17 protein-coding genes are annotated in these 16612 nt (G+C 74.6%); 2 read left to right on the top strand and 15 right to left on the bottom strand.

What is annotated here, in order from left to right:
- Positions 1-41: 41 nt before the first annotated feature.
- The 13 genes from GD970_RS04315 to GD970_RS04250 all read right to left on the bottom strand — a co-directional run bounded on the left by GD970_RS04315 (position 42) and on the right by GD970_RS04250 (position 11649).
- Positions 42-668, bottom strand: coding sequence for a hypothetical protein (locus GD970_RS04315; RefSeq protein ID WP_152201219.1), 627 nt, complete (start codon positions 666-668; stop codon positions 42-44).
- Positions 665-1744: an OmpA family protein gene (locus GD970_RS04310; protein ID WP_152201217.1), complete on the bottom strand. Its 1080-nt coding sequence runs from the start codon at positions 1742-1744 to the stop codon at positions 665-667. Before GD970_RS04310 ends, GD970_RS04315 begins: the two co-directional genes overlap by 4 nt.
- 74 nt (positions 1745-1818) lie before the next feature.
- On the bottom strand, positions 1819-2484 hold the full coding sequence (locus GD970_RS04305) for a hypothetical protein (RefSeq protein WP_152201215.1): 666 nt from the start codon (positions 2482-2484) through the stop codon (positions 1819-1821).
- Between the two features lie 124 nt (positions 2485-2608).
- Complete coding sequence (locus GD970_RS04300) at positions 2609-2812, bottom strand: hypothetical protein (RefSeq protein WP_152201213.1); 204 nt, start codon at positions 2810-2812, stop codon at positions 2609-2611.
- Positions 2813-2998: 186 nt separating this feature from the next.
- Positions 2999-3688 carry a response regulator gene (locus GD970_RS04295; protein WP_152201210.1) on the bottom strand — a complete coding sequence of 230 codons (690 nt, stop codon included), beginning with the start codon at positions 3686-3688 and terminating at the stop codon, positions 2999-3001.
- Complete coding sequence (locus GD970_RS04290) at positions 3681-4844, bottom strand: sensor histidine kinase (RefSeq protein ID WP_152201208.1); 1164 nt, start codon at positions 4842-4844, stop codon at positions 3681-3683. Before GD970_RS04290 ends, GD970_RS04295 begins: the two co-directional genes overlap by 8 nt.
- 5 nt (positions 4845-4849) lie before the next feature.
- Positions 4850-5755 carry a type II secretion system F family protein gene (locus tag GD970_RS04285; protein ID WP_152201206.1) on the bottom strand — a complete coding sequence of 302 codons (906 nt, stop codon included), beginning with the start codon at positions 5753-5755 and terminating at the stop codon, positions 4850-4852.
- Positions 5752-6681 (bottom strand): type II secretion system F family protein, encoded by a 930-nt coding sequence (locus tag GD970_RS04280; RefSeq protein ID WP_152201203.1) that lies wholly within the window; start codon positions 6679-6681, stop codon positions 5752-5754. Before GD970_RS04280 ends, GD970_RS04285 begins: the two co-directional genes overlap by 4 nt.
- The gene (locus GD970_RS04270) at positions 6678-8141 is read right to left on the bottom strand and encodes a CpaF family protein (RefSeq protein WP_152201201.1); all 1464 of its coding nucleotides are present in this window, start codon (positions 8139-8141) and stop codon (positions 6678-6680) included. The genes GD970_RS04280 and GD970_RS04270 overlap by 4 nt, the downstream gene beginning before the upstream one ends.
- Positions 8138-8518, bottom strand: coding sequence for a TadE/TadG family type IV pilus assembly protein (locus GD970_RS04265; protein WP_152201198.1), 381 nt, complete (start codon positions 8516-8518; stop codon positions 8138-8140). Before GD970_RS04265 ends, GD970_RS04270 begins: the two co-directional genes overlap by 4 nt.
- Positions 8515-10128: an AAA family ATPase gene (locus GD970_RS04260; protein ID WP_152201196.1), complete on the bottom strand. Its 1614-nt coding sequence runs from the start codon at positions 10126-10128 to the stop codon at positions 8515-8517. The genes GD970_RS04265 and GD970_RS04260 overlap by 4 nt, the downstream gene beginning before the upstream one ends.
- A 1-nt stretch (position 10129) precedes the next feature.
- Positions 10130-10858, bottom strand: coding sequence for a Flp pilus assembly protein CpaB (cpaB, locus tag GD970_RS04255; RefSeq protein ID WP_152201193.1), 729 nt, complete (start codon positions 10856-10858; stop codon positions 10130-10132).
- Entirely contained in the window at positions 10855-11649 is a 795-nt protein-coding gene (locus tag GD970_RS04250; protein WP_152201190.1) for a zinc ribbon domain-containing protein, read from the bottom strand. The genes cpaB and GD970_RS04250 overlap by 4 nt, the downstream gene beginning before the upstream one ends.
- A gap of 351 nt (positions 11650-12000) precedes the next feature.
- Between GD970_RS04250 and GD970_RS04245 the strand changes: the two genes are divergently transcribed.
- On the top strand, positions 12001-12351 hold the full coding sequence (locus tag GD970_RS04245) for a DUF192 domain-containing protein (protein WP_211489886.1): 351 nt from the start codon (positions 12001-12003) through the stop codon (positions 12349-12351).
- A 10-nt stretch (positions 12352-12361) separates the two neighbouring features.
- Here GD970_RS04245 and GD970_RS04240 read toward each other — a convergent pair whose 3' ends face one another.
- Entirely contained in the window at positions 12362-12775 is a 414-nt protein-coding gene (locus tag GD970_RS04240) for a DUF3817 domain-containing protein (protein WP_226925152.1), read from the bottom strand.
- Between the two features lie 97 nt (positions 12776-12872).
- Complete coding sequence (locus GD970_RS04235; RefSeq protein ID WP_152201185.1) at positions 12873-13859, bottom strand: SURF1 family protein; 987 nt, start codon at positions 13857-13859, stop codon at positions 12873-12875.
- 214 nt (positions 13860-14073) lie between these two features.
- Between GD970_RS04235 and GD970_RS04230 the strand changes: the two genes are divergently transcribed.
- Positions 14074-16581 (top strand): phosphoketolase family protein, encoded by a 2508-nt coding sequence (locus GD970_RS04230; RefSeq protein ID WP_152201183.1) that lies wholly within the window; start codon positions 14074-14076, stop codon positions 16579-16581.
- The last annotated feature ends 31 nt before the right edge of the window (positions 16582-16612 follow it).

Raw genomic sequence — 16612 nt, 5'->3', positions numbered from 1 at the left:
GGCGGACGAGCTCCCGGCGCCGGGCGTCCGTGCGCCGGGCGTCACTTCCCGCCCTGCTCCCCGGTCCGGGTGACCGGGACGTCCTCGAGCTCCGGGAAGCCCGGCACGTACACCGTCGCGGTCTCCGCCGAGGGGTCGAGCGCCGGGTACGTCGCGTACAGGTGCACCCCGTCGGTGTCGATGGTCTTCGGGTGCGTCGAGCACAGGCAGAAGGAGGCCTCGTCCTTCTCCTCGGCGGTCTCGTACCCGAGGTAGGGCGCGTAGGTCGTGCCGGACGCCGGGTCGCCGATCTTCACGTCCCGGATGTCCGCCGTGAGCGGGGTGAGGGCGTTGAAGGCCTGCAGCGACACCGACTCCTCCCCGCTGGTGGCGTAGAGGGTGAAGCGCAGGAGCGTGCTCTCCGGGCCGGCGGTGACGGCCTCGACCGTGATGCGGGCGGGTGTACGGCCCGAGCCGTTGTCGAGGATCTCGCCCTCGGCCTCCGCGATCGGCTCCGCGGCGCCGGCGGCGCCGAAGATCGCCTCGGTGACCTCCTCGGCCGTGCGCTCGGGTGTCTGGCCGGCCGTCGGGCGCGCCGTGCCGGCGCCGCCGTCCGCGTCGGCGGACTCGCTGCAGCCTGCCAGCAGCAGCACCGCGGCCACACCCGTGACGACCCGTCGCATCCTCATCGCTCCTCGCTCACCTGGTAGACCACCGTGACCCGGCGGTTGGCCGCGCGGCCCTCCTCGGTGGAGTTGTCGGCCACGGGCTCGGACGGCCCCCGGCCGGCGACCGCGAGGGTGACGCCGGCGTCCTGGACGACCGGGGCGAGCAGGTCGGCGACGGCCTGGGCCCGCTGCTCCGAGAGGGCCTGGTTGTCCACCGCGCCCCGCACGGAGTCGGTGTGCCCGGTCACGGCGACCTCGCCCACGCCGCGGTCGGCGATGTCGCGGGCGATCTCCTCCACGCGGGCCCGTGCCTCGGCCGAGACCTCCGCGGAGTCGACGGCGAAGAGGACGTCGGCGTCGAAGGTCACCTCGACCTGGTCGGGGCTCTCCGCCACGGCGGCCGTCCCGGCCTGGTCCTCGCTGCGGGCCACCAGGTCGAAGGTGACGGCGGCGGGGTCGGCGGCAGCGATCTGGTCGGCCGAGGGCAGCTTCGGCCATCCCTCCCCGAGGATCGTGAACGACTCGTCGACCGCCGGCTCCAGCGGCCCGTCCTCGACCGGCACGCTGGAGGCGGTGACGCCCCACTCGAACTGCAGGTCGACGGAGGTGGTGGCCGCCGGCAGCTCGGGGAACACCGCGAAGAACGTGACGAGCTGACCGGGCTCGCCCTCCATGCCGATGGTGCTCGAGGTGAGGGCGACGTCGCCGTGCAGCGGCCGGTAGGCCGTCAGGGTGCTCGTGTCGACGAGGGCGAGGTTGGCGACGTCGTTGAGCCGGTAGGGCGAGGGGGCCGGCTCGAACGCGGTCGTGCCGGCGAAGTGCTCGGCCTGTCCCTCGGCCACCCCGACCGAGAAGTAGACGGCCGTCCCGCCGTCGACGCGCCTGACGCCGTGCACGGCGCCGGTCACCTCGGGGTTCGCGGCGAGGAAGAACGACGGGTAGCTGAACGTCGCCCGCACCGGGATCTCCGGGGAGCCGAGCTCGTCGGCCGGCGCCGAGGTCTGCGCGGTCGCGGGCAGGCCGGCGGCCAGCACGGCGAGGCCGACGCCAAGACCCGCCGCGCGCACGGCGCGGCGGCGGTGGGGCCCGATCTCCATGGACGATCCCTTCGAGTGGTTCTGTCCGGACAAGTCCGATTAAAGCCGGTGCGGGGCGGGCGTGCCCGGGCCGCTCACGCGACGAGGCGGGGCCGGAGGGGTTCGCGGAGCGCGTCGCGGAGGGCACCGGCGAGGTCCGTGAGGTCCTCGCCCTGCCAGCTCAGGACGCCGGCGCAGGTGAACGTGAAGAGCGTGGGCGCCGGCTCCGGCGTCGGCTCCTCGCCCTCAGGGGTCGGCGAGGGCGTCGGAGTCGGCTCCGGGTCCTCCTCGGCGAGCCGGCACGCGCCCAGGTTGAGCCCGTTCCGCCCGAGCTGGGCGACCGCCCGGGCCTCGACGGGGCTGGTGCCGGCGGCGCCCGGCTCGTTCAGGCGCACCCGGACCTCCACCCGGCGGCCGGACCGGTCGTACTCGCGGAGGGTGGCGCCGTTGCGGCCGGCCATGGTCGCGGCCGCCGTCGCGTCGCCGGTGGTGCCCGGCAGGAGGTCGAGCAGGCTGTCGCCCGGTCGGAGCGAGACCACGCCCCGCAGGAGGTGGTCACGCAGGTGCTCGGCGCCGCCCAGGGCGGCGGCGTCGGCGGCCGTCTGCGCCCGCGCGCTCTGCTCGGTGCCGCTGAGCAGGGGCAGAACGGCGAGGAAGACGAGCGCCAGCGCGCCGAACGCGCCCAGCAGGATCAGGCCCGCCGTCGCGGCACCGCGGTCGGCGACCCGGCCGCCGAGGCGGCGCCGGACGACGTCGAGCACTGTGCTTCCCTCCTGCCGGGCGTGGCCCGGTCCTGCCCGCCGCGCGGTGCGCACCGAAGGCGGCGCCCCCCCCCTGCGGCGCCTCCTCGCGTCCATGGCGCGGCGGCCGCGGCCGCCGAGGGTGTCAGCCGGCGTTGCCGATCTTGTCGAGCTGGGTCGTGATCTTCTCGCCGAGGTTGAAGCTGTTGAACGCGGTGACCGCCGCGACGACGAGAATCGCGACGATGACGACGACGCCGAGGTACTCGAGGGTGCCCTGACCGGCCTCGCGGCGGTCGAGCAGCTCCTGCAGGCGGACCTTGGCCCGCACGTAGAGTCGGGTGGACATGTCTGCTCCTTCATCTGCTGCCTGGGTGGTCGAGCCGGACGGCTCGCCCCGACAGCCCTCACGCTAGGAAGCGCGGCGGCGGAACCGTGGGGCCCACGGGCCCAACGCCGGGCCCAACCCCGCCCGGCCGCCGCGGTGCCGGACCCAGGCCCGTCCGGCCGCGGGGCCCAAGCCCGCCGCGCCGCGTCACGCCCCGGACAGCCACCACGCGATCGCCTCCGCCCGCGTGCGCACCCCCAGGCTCGCGAAGATGCGGTTGACGTGGTTCTTGACCGTCTTCTCCGACAGGAACAGCTCCCGGGCGATCTCCCCGTTCGTCTTGCCCTGCGCGATGGCCTCCATGACCTCCCGCTGCCGCTCGCTCAGGCAGTTCTCGGGCCGCCGCGGCGCGGCCGGCTCCCGCTCCCGGGCCCGGGCGGTGCGCAGCGCCTGCGCGGCCGGCGGGGAGAGCAGGAACGCGCCGCGGGCGACGGCGAGGATGCTCGCCTCGAGCTCCCCGCTGTCGAACTGGCCGTGCACGAGGTAGCCGCCGGCGCCCGCCTCGACGGCGGCCTCGACCACCTCGGGGGCGTCGGAGTAGGTGAGCATGAGCACCTTGGTCCACTGCGCCACCTCACGGGCGACGGCGACCCCGTCGCGGCGTGGCATGCGCACGTCGAGGAGCACCACGTCCGGCAGGGTCGCCCGCACCAGGTCCACCGCGGCCTCCCCGTCGCCGGCCTCGCCGACGAAGCGCAGCGCGTCGGAGGCCTCGACCAGCGCCCGGAGCCCCATGCGGATCACCGCGTTGTCGTCGACGATCGCCACGCCCACCTGGGCGCGCCACAGCGCCGCCGGGTCGGTCTCCGGCGGGACCAGCTCGCTCAGCTCAGTCATCGTGCCCTTCCTCTCGGCAGACCACCCGCACCCGTGTGCCCTCGCCGGGCGCGGCGACGATCGTCAGCTCGGCGCCGACCAGGCGCGCCCGCTCCTGCATGCCGGTCAGGCCGTAGTGCCCGCGCGGGCTCGTCCCGTCGGGCCGTGGGCAGAACCCCCGGCCGTCGTCGGCCACGAGCACCTCGATGGCCCCGTCGTCCCGGCGCGCCAGCTCCACCTGCACCCGCGACGCCGCCGCGTGCCGCGCCACGTTCTCCAGCGCCTCCCCCACGATGGCGACCACCTCGTACCGCGCGTCGGTGCTCAGGTCGACGACGCAGCGGTGGGTGAACGTGCAGGGCACCTCCTGGGCGGCCTCCCAGCGGGCGCACATCTCGTGCAGCACCTCGGCCAGGGGCCGGTCGGGCTGGTCCATGCGGGCCATCGTCACGATCTGGCGGGTCTCGGCTGCGGCCTGCCGGGCGCCGTCGGCCAGGGCGGCGGCGTACTGCCGGGCCCTGTCGACGTCCTTGTCGATCCACTGCGGCAGCCCGTCGGCGAGCAGGGAGATCCCGTGGAGGGACTTGCCCAGGGAGTCGTGCAGCTCGCGGGCCAGCCGGGCCCGCTCCTCGGCGGCCGCGCGGGCCGTGCTCTCGGCCGCGGCCGCCGCGGCCAGCCGGGCCTGCCGGGCGTAGGACCCGCGGGCGGCCACGCCGAGCGCGAGCATGGACAGGAACAGGGTGGGGATGCCGAGCACCCCCATGAAGGACGGCTCCGGGTCCAGGGTCGCCTCGGAGGCCAGCACGTAGAGCGCGACCAGCATGACCCCGAGGAGCGCGGCGAGGCGCCGCTCGAACAGGACGCCGTACATCAGGGCGGTCGACAGCGTCGCGAGCACCACCGGCGAGGTGGTCCCCACCATCGCCAGCACCACGAAGACCATGACCGAGTCGGCGACGACGGCGAGCGGGTGCCGGGCGACGAGGTCACGCACCCCGGGGACGGCCAGGGCCGCGAAGGTCTCCAGGCTGAGCACGACCACGGCGACCAGCGCGGCCGGGCCGGCGCCGTCGACGACCAGCCACACCAGCGCGGCGCCCAGGCTGGCCAGGCGGGCCAGCAGGGCGGCGCGCACCATCGTCCCGGCGTGGCGGTGCAGCGGCGCGCTGGTGCTCACCGGTCTCACCCGCCCAGGAAGGCGCCGAAGTCGACGTCGGAGCCCACGATGAAGCCGACGATGATGAAGATCAGGGCGCCGGGCAGGAGGACGACGGAGGTCACCAGGCTCACCCGGGGCGCGGTCTGGGCGGCCTTGCGGCGCTGGCGCTGGGCGCTGTCGCGGCGCATGTCCGCGGCGATCTGGTTGAGGGACTCCGCCAGCGGGGCGCCGAGCTCCTGGGACTGCAGCAGGGCGGAGACGAACTGGCCCACGCTCTCCGAGCCGCTGCGCCCGCGCATGGCCTGGAACGCGTCGCGCAGCGGCAGGCCGTTGGCGATCTGGGAGATGGTGAGGTTGACCTCGTCGGCCAGGGGGCCCTTGAACCGCTCGGCGACGCGCACGAGCGCGGCGCGGAAGTTCACCCCGGCGCTGACGGTGACGGCGAGGATGTCGAGGAAGTCGGGCAGGTCCCGGTCGATGCGCTCACGGCGGCGGCGCTGGGCCCCGGCCAGGCTCCCCAGCGGCATGAGGACCGGGACGGTCAGCGACAGCAGCGCGATGGGCACGTTGCCCATCGCCAGGAGCAGCAGCGCGAGGGGGGTGACGAGGATGACCCACAGGGCGGTCCGCTCGAGGAACCCGTCGACGGTGAGCCCGCCGGGGCGGCCCGCCTCCTCGATCCGCGTGCTCAGCGCCTCGACCTGGCGGCGGGTGAGCAGGCGCCGCAGCCGCGGGGCCAGGGCGGCCGCCAGGCGCCGCAGCGGGGAGACGCCCTCGGCCCGTCGGCGCTGCTCGCGGCGCAGGAGCACGAGGTCCTCGGCGTCGAGGTGGCTGGCGGGGTCGGTGCGCAGCAGGCGGTAGCCGACGAGGAACAGCACCGCGGCTCCCGCGCCGGCGCCGGCGAGGGCGAGGGCGAGGGCGGCGCTCATCCGTCGAACCTCGTCATGCGGCGGATCGCGACGAACCCGCCCACGAACAGCGCTCCGCCGACGACGAGGGCGGCCTGGCCGAGGAACTCCCGGGTCATGGCCTGGACCGTGCCGGGCTGGAGCAGGTTGAGCAGGAAGAGCAGCCCGATGCCCAGGACGATCACGAGGTACCCGGTCGCGGTGGACTGGGCCAGGGTGGTGCGCACCTCCCGGCGCACCTCCTTGCGCTCGTCGAGGGTGTCGGCGATGTCGCGCAGGGAGGACACCAGCGACCCGCCGCTGCGGGCGCTGACGACGAGCGTGGAGACGAGGACGGAGACCTCCCGGGAGGGCAGCCGCTCCTCCAGCTCGGCGACGGCGGTGTGCAGGCTCGCCCCGAAGTGCATGCGGGAGGCCACCCGGGCCAGCTCCGGCCCGGCGGGCGCGGCGAGCTCGCGGGAGGCCCGCTCCAGGGCCGTGGCGATGGAGAGCCCGGCGTTCGTCGCGTTCGACAGCACCCGGGCGAGCTCGGGCATCTGGGCGACGAACTGCTCGCGGCGACGCTCTCGCGCCCGGCCGATGTAGGCGCGGATGCCCAGCACGAACGCGCCCACGCCGCCGAGGCCGAAGATCGGGGCCAGCCCCGCGCCGAGCACCCAGCCCACCGCGGCGGCGGCGCCCAGCGCCACGGCGACGACGACGACGACCGGCCGGTCCTGCATGCCGGCGAGCATGAGCTGGCGCTCGAGCCAGCGCCCGGGCCGGGTGGCGCGCACCGCGCGGTCGAGCCGGGCGACGAGCGTGCGGCCGGCGCGGCCGTCGGCGGTCGCGACCGCCTCGGCGAGGGCGCGGCGGCGGTTGGAGGCAAGGGCGAGGTCGCGCAGGCCCGCCAGCAGGAGCACCGTGGCGGCGAGCAGCCCGAGGAGGACGAGCAGCACCGTCGTCATGGCCGCGCTCCGGCGGGCTGGGCCAGCGGCGGCGGGGGCGGCGGGCCGGCGTCGACCGGGCCGGCCGCCGGGGTCGCGACGTCGGCGACGGGACGGGCGCCGACGTCCACGACGGGACGGGGGCGGCCGTCGTCGTCGAGCTCGCCGGCCACCCGGAGGCGGTCGAGGAGCTGCTCGGGCACCGGCAGCTGGACGAAGGCCCCCTCCCGGCCGTCCGCGCCCACCCGCTCGGGGTCCCAGTACATGACCGGCGCGATGGCGAAGTCCTCGCGGTTGCGGGAGGTGACGTAGCCGACCTCGGTCACCCGGCGGGTGCCGTCGGAGCCGCGGGTGAGCTGGAGGACCACGTCGATGGCGTTGTTGACCTGGTCGCGCAGCGCGTGGAAGGGGATCTCGACGTCGCTCATCGAGGCGAGCGTCTCGAGGCGGTTGAGCGCGTCGTAGCTGGTGTTGGCGTGCACGGTGGCCAGGGAGCCCTCGTGGCCGGTGTTCATGGCCTGGAGCATGTCGAGCGCCTCGCCGCCGCGGACCTCGCCGACGATGATGCGGTCCGGGCGCATGCGCAGGGCGTTGCGCACCAGGTCGCGGATGGTGACCTGGCCGTGGCCCTCGACGTTGGCCGGCCGGGTCTCCAGGCGCACCACGTGCTCCTGGGACAGGGACAGCTCGGCGGCGTCCTCGATGGTGATGATGCGCTGCTTGGGCTGGATGAACGCCGACAGCGCGTTGAGCATCGTCGTCTTCCCGGAGGCGGTCCCGCCCGAGACGATGACGTTGAGCCGGGCCCGCACGCACGCCGCCAGCAGGTTCGCGGTGGCGACGTCGAGGCTCTGGCGGGCGAGGAGCTCGTCCAGGCCGTAGGCCTTGGGGAAGAGCCGGATGGTCATCGTCGGCCCGTCCAGCGCCAGGGGCGGGAGGACGACGTGGACGCGGGCGCCGCGGGGCATGCGCTCGTCGGGGGGCAGGCGGGCGTCGACCATGGGGCTGGACTCGTCCACGCGGCGGTTGACGGTGGAGACGATCCGGTCGATGGTCTGGCGCAGCTGCGCCTCGGAGGCGAACGCGTTCGCGGTGCGCTCGAGCTGGCCGAACCGCTCGACGTAGATGGTGCCGTGGCCGTTGACCATGATCTCGCTGACGGTCTCGTCGGCGATCAGCGGCTCGAGGACGCCCAGGCCGATGGACTCGTCCACGACCCGCCGGATGAGGGCGTTGCGCTCCCGGGTGGTGAGGATGACGCCCTCGGTGGAGACCAGGTGCGCGACGACCCGCTCGAGGCGGATGCGCCGCTGGGCCAGCTCGAGGCGGCCGAGCTCGTACAGGTCGACCTCGTCGAGCAGCTTGCGCTTGAAGCTCTCGACGAGCCCGTCGTCGAGCTCCTGCTTGGCCAGGGAGAGGTCGGCGCGGGTGCGGCCGCCGGCGCCGGCGCCGGCGCCCGCCCAGTCGCTGAAGCCCCTCATGGCATGACCGCCGTGCGGGTGACCCGCAGCTCCGGGATGAACGGCGCCATGCGGGGGACGTCGAGGACGAGCCGGACCTCCCCGCCGGTGCCGGAGAGCTCGCGGGGCGTGAGGGTACCGGGCAGCGAGCGGTCGACGGCCGCGGACACCGACCCGCCCAGGCTCGCGGCACGGGCGCCGTCGCGCACGGCCTGGTTGGCGGCGTGCACGGTGTAGACCCCGGCGAGGACCTGCAGCGTGGCCAGGGCCACGAGCACGACGACCGGGAGGACGCCGAGCATCTCGAGGGCGGCCGAGCCGCGGTCGGACCCGGCGCCGCGCAGGCGCCGGGGCGCCGCGGCGGGGCGGCGCACGGCGGTGACGCGGGCGCCGCTCACAGCCGGGGCTCCTTCACGACGTTGCGGCTGACCTCGACCTCCCAGGGCAGTCGCGCCAGGCCCGGGGCGGCGAGGGGCACGTCGACCCGGACGGTGACCTTCTCCGAGGCGGGGGCGTAGGAGACGGCGGCCGCGTCGGCGACGCCGGCGGGCAGCTCGGCCACCGCCGCGCGCTCGATGACGCCGCCGTCGCGCTCGCCCAGGGCCACGGTGCGCGCGGCCGCCGCGGCGGCGTGCCCGGTCCACACGTAGGTCAGGCCCGCCATGCCGAGCTGCCAGAGCAGGGCGAGGACGAGCAGCGCGACGGGCAGCACCCCGAGCAGCTCGACGCTCGCCGAGCCCTCGTCGCGCCGGCGCCGCAGCCCGGCCCCCTGCCGGCGGCGGCCGCGCCGGGTCGACGGCGCCCCGCCGTCGGCCTCCGGAGGCGGCGGCTCCTCGCGGCGCCGCTCGAGCGCGGCGAGCACGCCGAGGGCGGAGCCGACCTCGCGCAGCCGCTCCCACCACTTCTTGTCGTCGACGAGCTCGGGCGCGCGGGAGTTCACCGCCTTCTCCAGGCTCCGGGTGATCTCCGGCAGGACCGCGGGCAGCATGGGCGCGGGCGAGAGCTGGCGCAGCGTCTCCGGCTGCACCTCCTGCGCGCGGCTGTGCTTGTTGACCAGGACCCGCACCTCCGCCGGCTTCCGGGCGGCCAGGGACTCCCAGAAGGCGACGTTGCGGCGCAGCGCCCGCACGCTGATGAGGTCCGGGGTGACGACGGCGACCACCTCGTCGGCCAGCTCCACCACCGCGGCCTGGACCGGGGTGACGTGGGCGCCGGCATCGACGACGACGAGGTCGAACTGCTGGCGCAGCAGGGCCATGATCAGCCGCACCGCGGCGGGGGTGACCCACTCGACGTCGCGGATGTCCTCCGGCGGCAGCAGCAGCGACAGCCCGGACTCGTGCTCGAAGACGGCGTCCATGACCGTGTGCGCGGACAGGTCGTCGGCGACCTTGGCCAGGTCGGCGACCGAGGTGCGGTACTTCGCCTCGATGAGGCTGGTGACGTCGCCCTTCTCCAGGTCGAGGTCGACGAGCAGGACCTTGAGGCCCGGGGTCTGCCGGCGGACGTCCCAGGCCAGGTGGGTGGCGATCGTCGTCGTCCCGACCCCGCCCTTGGTGCCGGTGACGGCGACCACGCGGCCGCGCGAGCCGTCCGTCGTCGCGTCCTCCCCCGCGGTGGTCAGCATCCGCCGCAGGTGGCGGGACCACTCGATGGCCCCCATGACCCGCTGCTGGACCTCGGTGAAGGAGAACGGGTGGGTGAGCACGCCGCGGGCGCCGGCGTTCATGGCGTCGGAGATGGACTCGGCGCTGCCGTCGACCACCATGAGGACGACCGAGGCGGGCCGGCGCAGGGACAGGTCGCGCACCGCCTGGTGGACGGGCTCGGGGCCGAGGGCGTCGTGGACGACGACGAGCTGGGGGTCGCGCTCGACCACCGTGCGCACGAGCTCGCTGGTGCTCTCGGCGACGGCGAGCAGCTCGACGTCGGCCGCCTCGCCGAGCTGGGCGCGGATCGCGGCGGCCATGGTCTGGTCGGCGCAGCCGATCACCACCTGGGTGGCCATGTCAGTTCACCCCTTCCGGGATCGGCTGGCCGCCGAGCTGGCCGGCGTCGTAGCGGTCCTGCTCGCCGGTGCGGTCCTCGGCGGTGCCGGCGGGCAGGCCCACGAGGCGGACCTCGGCGGCGAAGGCGTCGGCGTAGGTGACGGCGAGGGCGTCGTTGGGCTCCAGCGCGAGCGTGACGGGGATGACCTGCTCCTCCCCCAGCCCGGCGCCGTCCTCCTGGACGACGGTCCGCTCGCCGGCGACGGTGACCACCCGCACGCTGCGCACGAGGACCCGCACCTGCTGGGGCAGGCCGGGCACGTCGGCGAAGACGGCGTAGATGTCGACGAAGTCGCCCGGCTCCACCCGCCCGGCGATGCCGGTGACGGCGTCGACCTCGATGGCGATCTCGCGCTCGGTGGGGCTGAGGTCGGACGGCGGGACGAGCATGTCCGCGGTGACCATGGTGCCCTCGGCGAGGGCGACGCCGACCCGGCGCTCGAGCAGGTCCTCGAGGGGCACCTGGGCCGAGTCGGAGAGCCACCGGGTGGGCACCTCGTCCTCGACGAGGGCGTCCGGGGTGAGGGTGGCGTAGGCCGGCAGCGGCCCGGACGCGCGGTAGACGGTGGTGGTGGGGCCGACGGCGCTCGCCACGCTCGAGAGGTACTGGAGGACGACGAGGAAGACCCCGCCGGCCACCAGCACCGCCAGGAGCATGAAGAGGACGCCGCGGCGCTGACGGGGGTTCATGCCTCAGCTCCTGCGTGTGCGGTCTCGGCCCGGCGGACCCGGCAGTAGGGGCAGAACCCCGCGGGGACCTGCACGCCGCACGCCGGGCACGCGACGTGCGGGCCGGGCGCCGGCGGGCCGACGTTCTCGGGAAGGGCGACCAGCTCGACGGCGCCGGGGCCGAACCGCCCCGCGGCCGGCCGGTCGAACCCGGCCACGGCGGTGACGTCCGCCGCGCCGGAGCGGTCCTGGGCGAGGTCGCGCGCCGCGGCCGGCAGGGCGCCCTCGGAGCGGAGCAGGTGCCCGCGCCGGCCGGCCGCCGCGGCACGCGCCGACGTCACCCGCTCCACCCGGGGCTCGCCGGTGAGGGTGACGAGGTAGCCGCCGGGCACGGGCAGCCAGGAGCGCAGGTGCTGGGCGAGGCTCGGGGCGGGGTGGTCGAGCCGGGCGACCTTCGGGACCCAGGCGCCGTTCCACAGGGCGGCCACGGCGGCGTCCAGCACGGCCGGGGCGAGGCCGACGCTCGGGGCGTTCTGGGCGGTGTAGCGCGCGGCGGCGACCAGGGCGAGCGGGCCGAGCATCTCGGCCCGCCAGGCGACGGCCAGGCCCAGGTCCGCGGCGAGGGCCGCGTGGTGGCGCACGGCGAGCTCGTGCCGGCGTTCGCCCAGCACGACGGCGTGGGTCGCTCCGGTGGCGAGGTTCGCCCAGGGGGTGGCATCGTCGGGATCGAGGCGCACGACCGCGACGTCGGCGCGGGTCAGGTCCTGCTGGGGAGCGTCGGCACAGAGCACCCCCAGAACCAGTCGCCCCATCCGATCCCTCCCCCCTGTGCAGCGGCGCGCGAGGCCCGCAGCCCCACTGCCCCCGTGGCGCCGGACGAACCATGTCCTAATTGACGCGCTTTCTGCAAATCTGCGTCACTTTTCAACTAATCAGGGCGGTAGTTGTCCGCTACCGTGGCGGCGTCCGGTCACCGCCCCGTGGCCCCAGCTCGCGAGACGTCATCTGGGTCGCGAGGCGTCATCTCGGTCGCGAGACGTCATCTCGGTCGCGAGACGTCATCTCGGTCGCGAGACGTCATCTCGGTCGCGAGGCGTCATGGTGTTCGCGAGATGCCATCTCCGGACCGCCCGCCCGGACCGTCCACAGGGAGAGGAAGCGCCGTGCCGCAGCTGGAAGACCTGGTCGTCGACGGGCAGCCGGTGGCCCGGATCGAGGTCGCGGCCACGTTCGCCAGCCGCCTGCGCGGGCTGATGCTGCGCCGTCGGCTGCCCGAGGGGCTGCTGCTGACGCCGGAGCGCTCGGTGCACGGGGCCGGGATGCGCGTGCCGCTCGACGTCGCACTGCTGGGCGCGGACGGGACGGTCCTGCGCACCGGGGTGCTGCGGCCGTGGCGCGTCCTCGGGCCTGCTCCCGGCGCCCGCGCGGTGCTGGAGGCGCCGGTGGGGGCCTTCGCCCGGTGGGGCGTGCGCGAGGGCGCGCGGGTCCGCGTGGGCTCCTGGCCCGGCCGGTGACGGCCGCGGCTCAGCGGGCGCGGGCCGCCGCGCGGTCGCGCAGGGCGGGCAGGTCCGCCGCGAACCACCGCTGGGCGCGGGTCTCCATGATGAACGACAGCAGGGGCACCACCCCGCCGGCGACCAGCGCGATGATGCGGCCGAAGCCCCAGCGCATGGTCGACCAGAGGTTGAAGACCGTGACGATGTAGATGACGTAGATCCACCCGTGCACGATCGCCACCCAGCTGCCCAGCACCGGCTGCCCGTCGTTGAAGCCGTACTTGAGGACCATCTCCAGGCACAGCACGAGGAGCATCGCGCCGGTGACGAACGCCATCACCCGGTAGACCTTGAAGGCGCTGCGGCTCTTGCGCTCGATCTCGGCGGCCGCGGCGTCGGCGGGGCTCTGCTGGGTGGTCTGGGGCACGTCCGGGCTCGTCACGTCTGGTCCTCTCGGTCGGCGTCTGTCCTCAGTCTCTCACCGCCCGCGGCCGGTCCGAGAACGGGCCGCCGGGCGGCTCCGGCAGGCGGGGGCCCGCTCAGGCCAGGGCCGCCTCCTCGCGGCGGTAGATGACCTCGTCGCGCACCATCCGCCACCACAGGACCAGGGCGAAGCCGCCGAAGATCACCCACTCGACGGCGTAGGCGAGGTTCTGGATGTTCAGCCCGGTCTCCTGCGCCATGGCCGGCGGTGGGGCGTGCGACAGCCCGGTCGGCGCCACGGCGGAGCGGGTGCCGTCGGGGTTCTCGGTGAACTCCACGAGGTAGCCGCTGAAGGTAGGCCCACCCCAGAGGTTCGCGAGCTGAGCCGAGCTGATGGCGCCGACCATCCCCTCGGGGTACGCACCGGACTCGGCGACCTCGGAGGCGCCCAGGTGACCGGTGACCCGCTGCACGCCGTCGGGCACGCGCAGCAGGGCGGCGGTCGCGGCGTCGGCGGGCTCCGCCCGCCCGTCGGTGCGGATGGCCTCCGCCGGGACCCAGCCGCGCACCACCGGCAGCATGGCGCCGGCGTCCGGCCCCTCGGACACCCACAGGGCGGTGACGACGAGGGTGGCGGGGTGCCCGTCCACCTCGCGGCCCGGGACGAGGACCTGCTGATCGGCCCGGTAGGTGCCGGTCACCTCGACCGTGCGGGCGAGTTCCTTGGCGGTGAAGGTCGTCTGCGGCTGCAGCACGTCGGCCAGCGGCACCGGGTCGGCGGCAAGGGTTGCGGCGTGGGCGGCCTCGGCCTTGGCCGCACCGCGGATCGCCGCGCGGTCGAGCTGCCAGGCGCCCAGACGCACGCACACCACCGCGGCGGCGAGCAGGAGGACGAAGATGCCGATCAGGCGCGGGGTCAGGGCCGCCCGCAGGTAGTCCGACCGCTGCCCCGTCATGCGTGCGCCGCGGCCCCCTCGCGGGGCGCGAGCGGCGACGCCGGGCACGTGGGCCTCGCGGTCGCCGTCGCGCGCCGGCGCCTCACCCGCCCCGGCGCCGTCGGGCGCGGCGGGGCCGGGGCGGCCGGCGACAGGGCGTGGGTCCACGGGCCCAGACTACGTGTCCGCCCGTGTGCCTCGCGTCTGTGGGTGTTCCCACAGACGCCCGCGCTTCCGCGGAAATCCGCCCTCCCGAGGGCGCAGGAACGGGGCAGATGGTGGACACTGGCGAGGTCGGAATGAGGCCTCGACAGGCCCGCGGGCGCGGTCACGCACGGCTCCGGGTCGTGTCAAGGGGAGACCTATCGAGGAGATCCGAGACATGAGCACGACCACCACAGCCGGCGCCGCCACCAGCGCCTGGCGCCATCGCGCGGAGAGCACCACGGCCCCGCTGGACGACGAGACGCTGGAGCGCGTCGACGCCTGGTGGCGAGCGGCCAACTACCTCTCGGTCGGCCAGATCTACCTGCTGAACAACCCGCTCCTGCGCACCCCGCTGAGCCGCGACGACGTCAAGCCGCGCCTGCTGGGCCACTGGGGCACCACCCCGGGGCTGAACTTCCTCTACGCCCACATGAACCGCGTCATCGCCGAGCGCGAGCTCAGCGCGATGTACCTCACCGGGCCCGGCCACGGCGGCCCCGGGCTCGTGGCCAACACCTACCTCGAGGGCACCTACACCGAGACCTACCCCGACATCACGCAGGACGAGGAGGGCATGCGCCGGCTGTTCAAGCAGTTCTCCTTCCCCGGCGGCATCCCCTCCCACGTGGCACCGGAGACCCCCGGCTCCATCCACGAGGGCGGCGAGCTGGGCTACGCCCTGTCCCACGCCTACGGCGCCGCGTTCGACAACCCCGACCTGCTCGTCTTCGCGGTGGTCGGCGACGGCGAGGCCGAGACCGGCCCGCTGGCGACGTCGTGGCACTCCAACAAGTTCGTCGACCCGGCGAAGGACGGCGTGGTCCTGCCGATCCTGCACCTCAACGGGTACAAGATCGCCAACCCCACGGTCCTGGCCCGCATCCCCGAGGAGGAGCTGGCCGACCTCATGCGCGGGTACGGCCACAAGCCCCACTTCTTCGAGGGCGGCTTCGAGGGCGACACCCCGGCCGCCTTCCACCGCCGCTTCGCCGAGCTGCTCGACGTCGTCCTGGACGAGATCGCCGACATCAAGGCCAAGGCCGCGACCACCCCCGAGGACCAGCTCGAGCGCCCGAAGTGGCCGATGATCGTCTTCAAGACCCCCAAGGGGTGGACCGGCCCGAAGGAGATCGACGGCAAGCGCACCGAGAACTCCTGGCGCTCGCACCAGGTGCCGCTGGCCAACGCGCGCGACACCGCCGAGCACCTCAAGGACCTCGAGACCTGGCTGAAGAGCTACCGCGCCGACGAGCTGTTCGACGCCTCGGGCAGGCTCAACCCGGAGATCGCCGCGCTGGCGCCCACCGGCTACCTGCGCATGAGCGCCAACCCGGTGACCAACGGCGGCCTCCTGCTCAAGGACCTCCGCATGCCCGACTGGCGCGACTTCGCCGTCGAGGTCCGGACCCCGGGCGCCCCGATGGCCGAGGCCACCCGCGTCCTGGGCCAGTACCTCACGGAGGTCATCCGCCTCAACCCGGACAACTTCCGGATCTTCGGCCCCGACGAGACCGCCTCGAACCGTCTGCAGGCCGTCTACGAGGTCACCAACAAGCAGTGGAACGCCGAGTACCTGCCCACCGACGACGACGACCACCTCGCCCGGGCGGGCCGTGTCATGGAGGTGCTCTCCGAGCACCAGTGCCAGGGCTGGCTGGAGGGCTACCTCCTCACGGGCCGGCACGGGATGATGAACTCCTACGAGGCGTTCATCCACATCGTCGACTCGATGTTCAACCAGCACGCCAAGTGGCTGAAGGTCACCAACCACATCCCCTGGCGCCGGCCCATCGCGTCCCTCAACTACCTGCTGTCCTCGCACGTGTGGCGCCAGGACCACAACGGCTTCTCCCACCAGGACCCCGGCTTCATCGACCACGTGGTCAACAAGAAGGCCGACATCATCCGGGTGTACCTGCCGCCGGACACCAACACCCTGCTCGCCACCTACGACCACGTGCTGCGCTCGAAGCAGTACGTCAACGTGGTCGTCGCCGGCAAGCAGCCCGCGCCGAGCTTCCTCAGCGTGGACGAGGCGATCAAGCACTGCGCCCGTGGCCTGGGCATCTGGGACTGGGCCGGCACCGAGGTCGAGGGCGAGGCGCCCGACGTCGTCCTCGGCTGCGCCGGTGACGTGCCCACGCTGGAGACCCTCGCCGCGGCCGACCTGCTGCGCCGGTTCGTCCCCGAGCTGAAGGTCCGCGTGGTCAACGTCGTCGACCTCATGCGGCTGCAGGACGAGAAGGAGCACCCGCACGGGCTGAGCGACCGGGCGTTCGACACGATCTTCACCACCGACAAGCCGGTCGTGTTCGCCTACCACGGCTACCCGTGGCTCATCCACCGCCTCACCTACCGCCGCCACGGTCACCCGAACATCCACGTGCGCGGGTACAAGGAGGAGGGCACCACCACCACGCCGTTCGACATGGTCATGCTCAACGACCTCGACCGGTACCACCTGGTCATGGACGTCATCGACCGGGTGCCGGGCCTGGGCGAGAAGTACGGCCCGCTGCGCCAGAAGATGATCGACGCCCGGCTCGAGGCCCGCATGTACACCCGCGAGCACGGCGAGGACATCCCGCGCGTCGCCGACTGGGTGTGGCCCGACGTCGGCGAGACCGCCACCGAGACGGGCGGCCCGGCCGCCAGCCTCGCCACCGGCGGCGACAACGAGTAACGCCCACCGCGGGCACCGCGCGGGGGCGGGT

The sequence above is a fragment of the Georgenia thermotolerans genome (assembly GCF_009193185.1).
In the GTDB taxonomy this organism is placed as follows: Bacteria; Actinomycetota; Actinomycetes; order Actinomycetales; family Actinomycetaceae; genus Georgenia; species Georgenia thermotolerans.
This window is presented reverse-complemented; position numbering and strand designations above follow the sequence as displayed.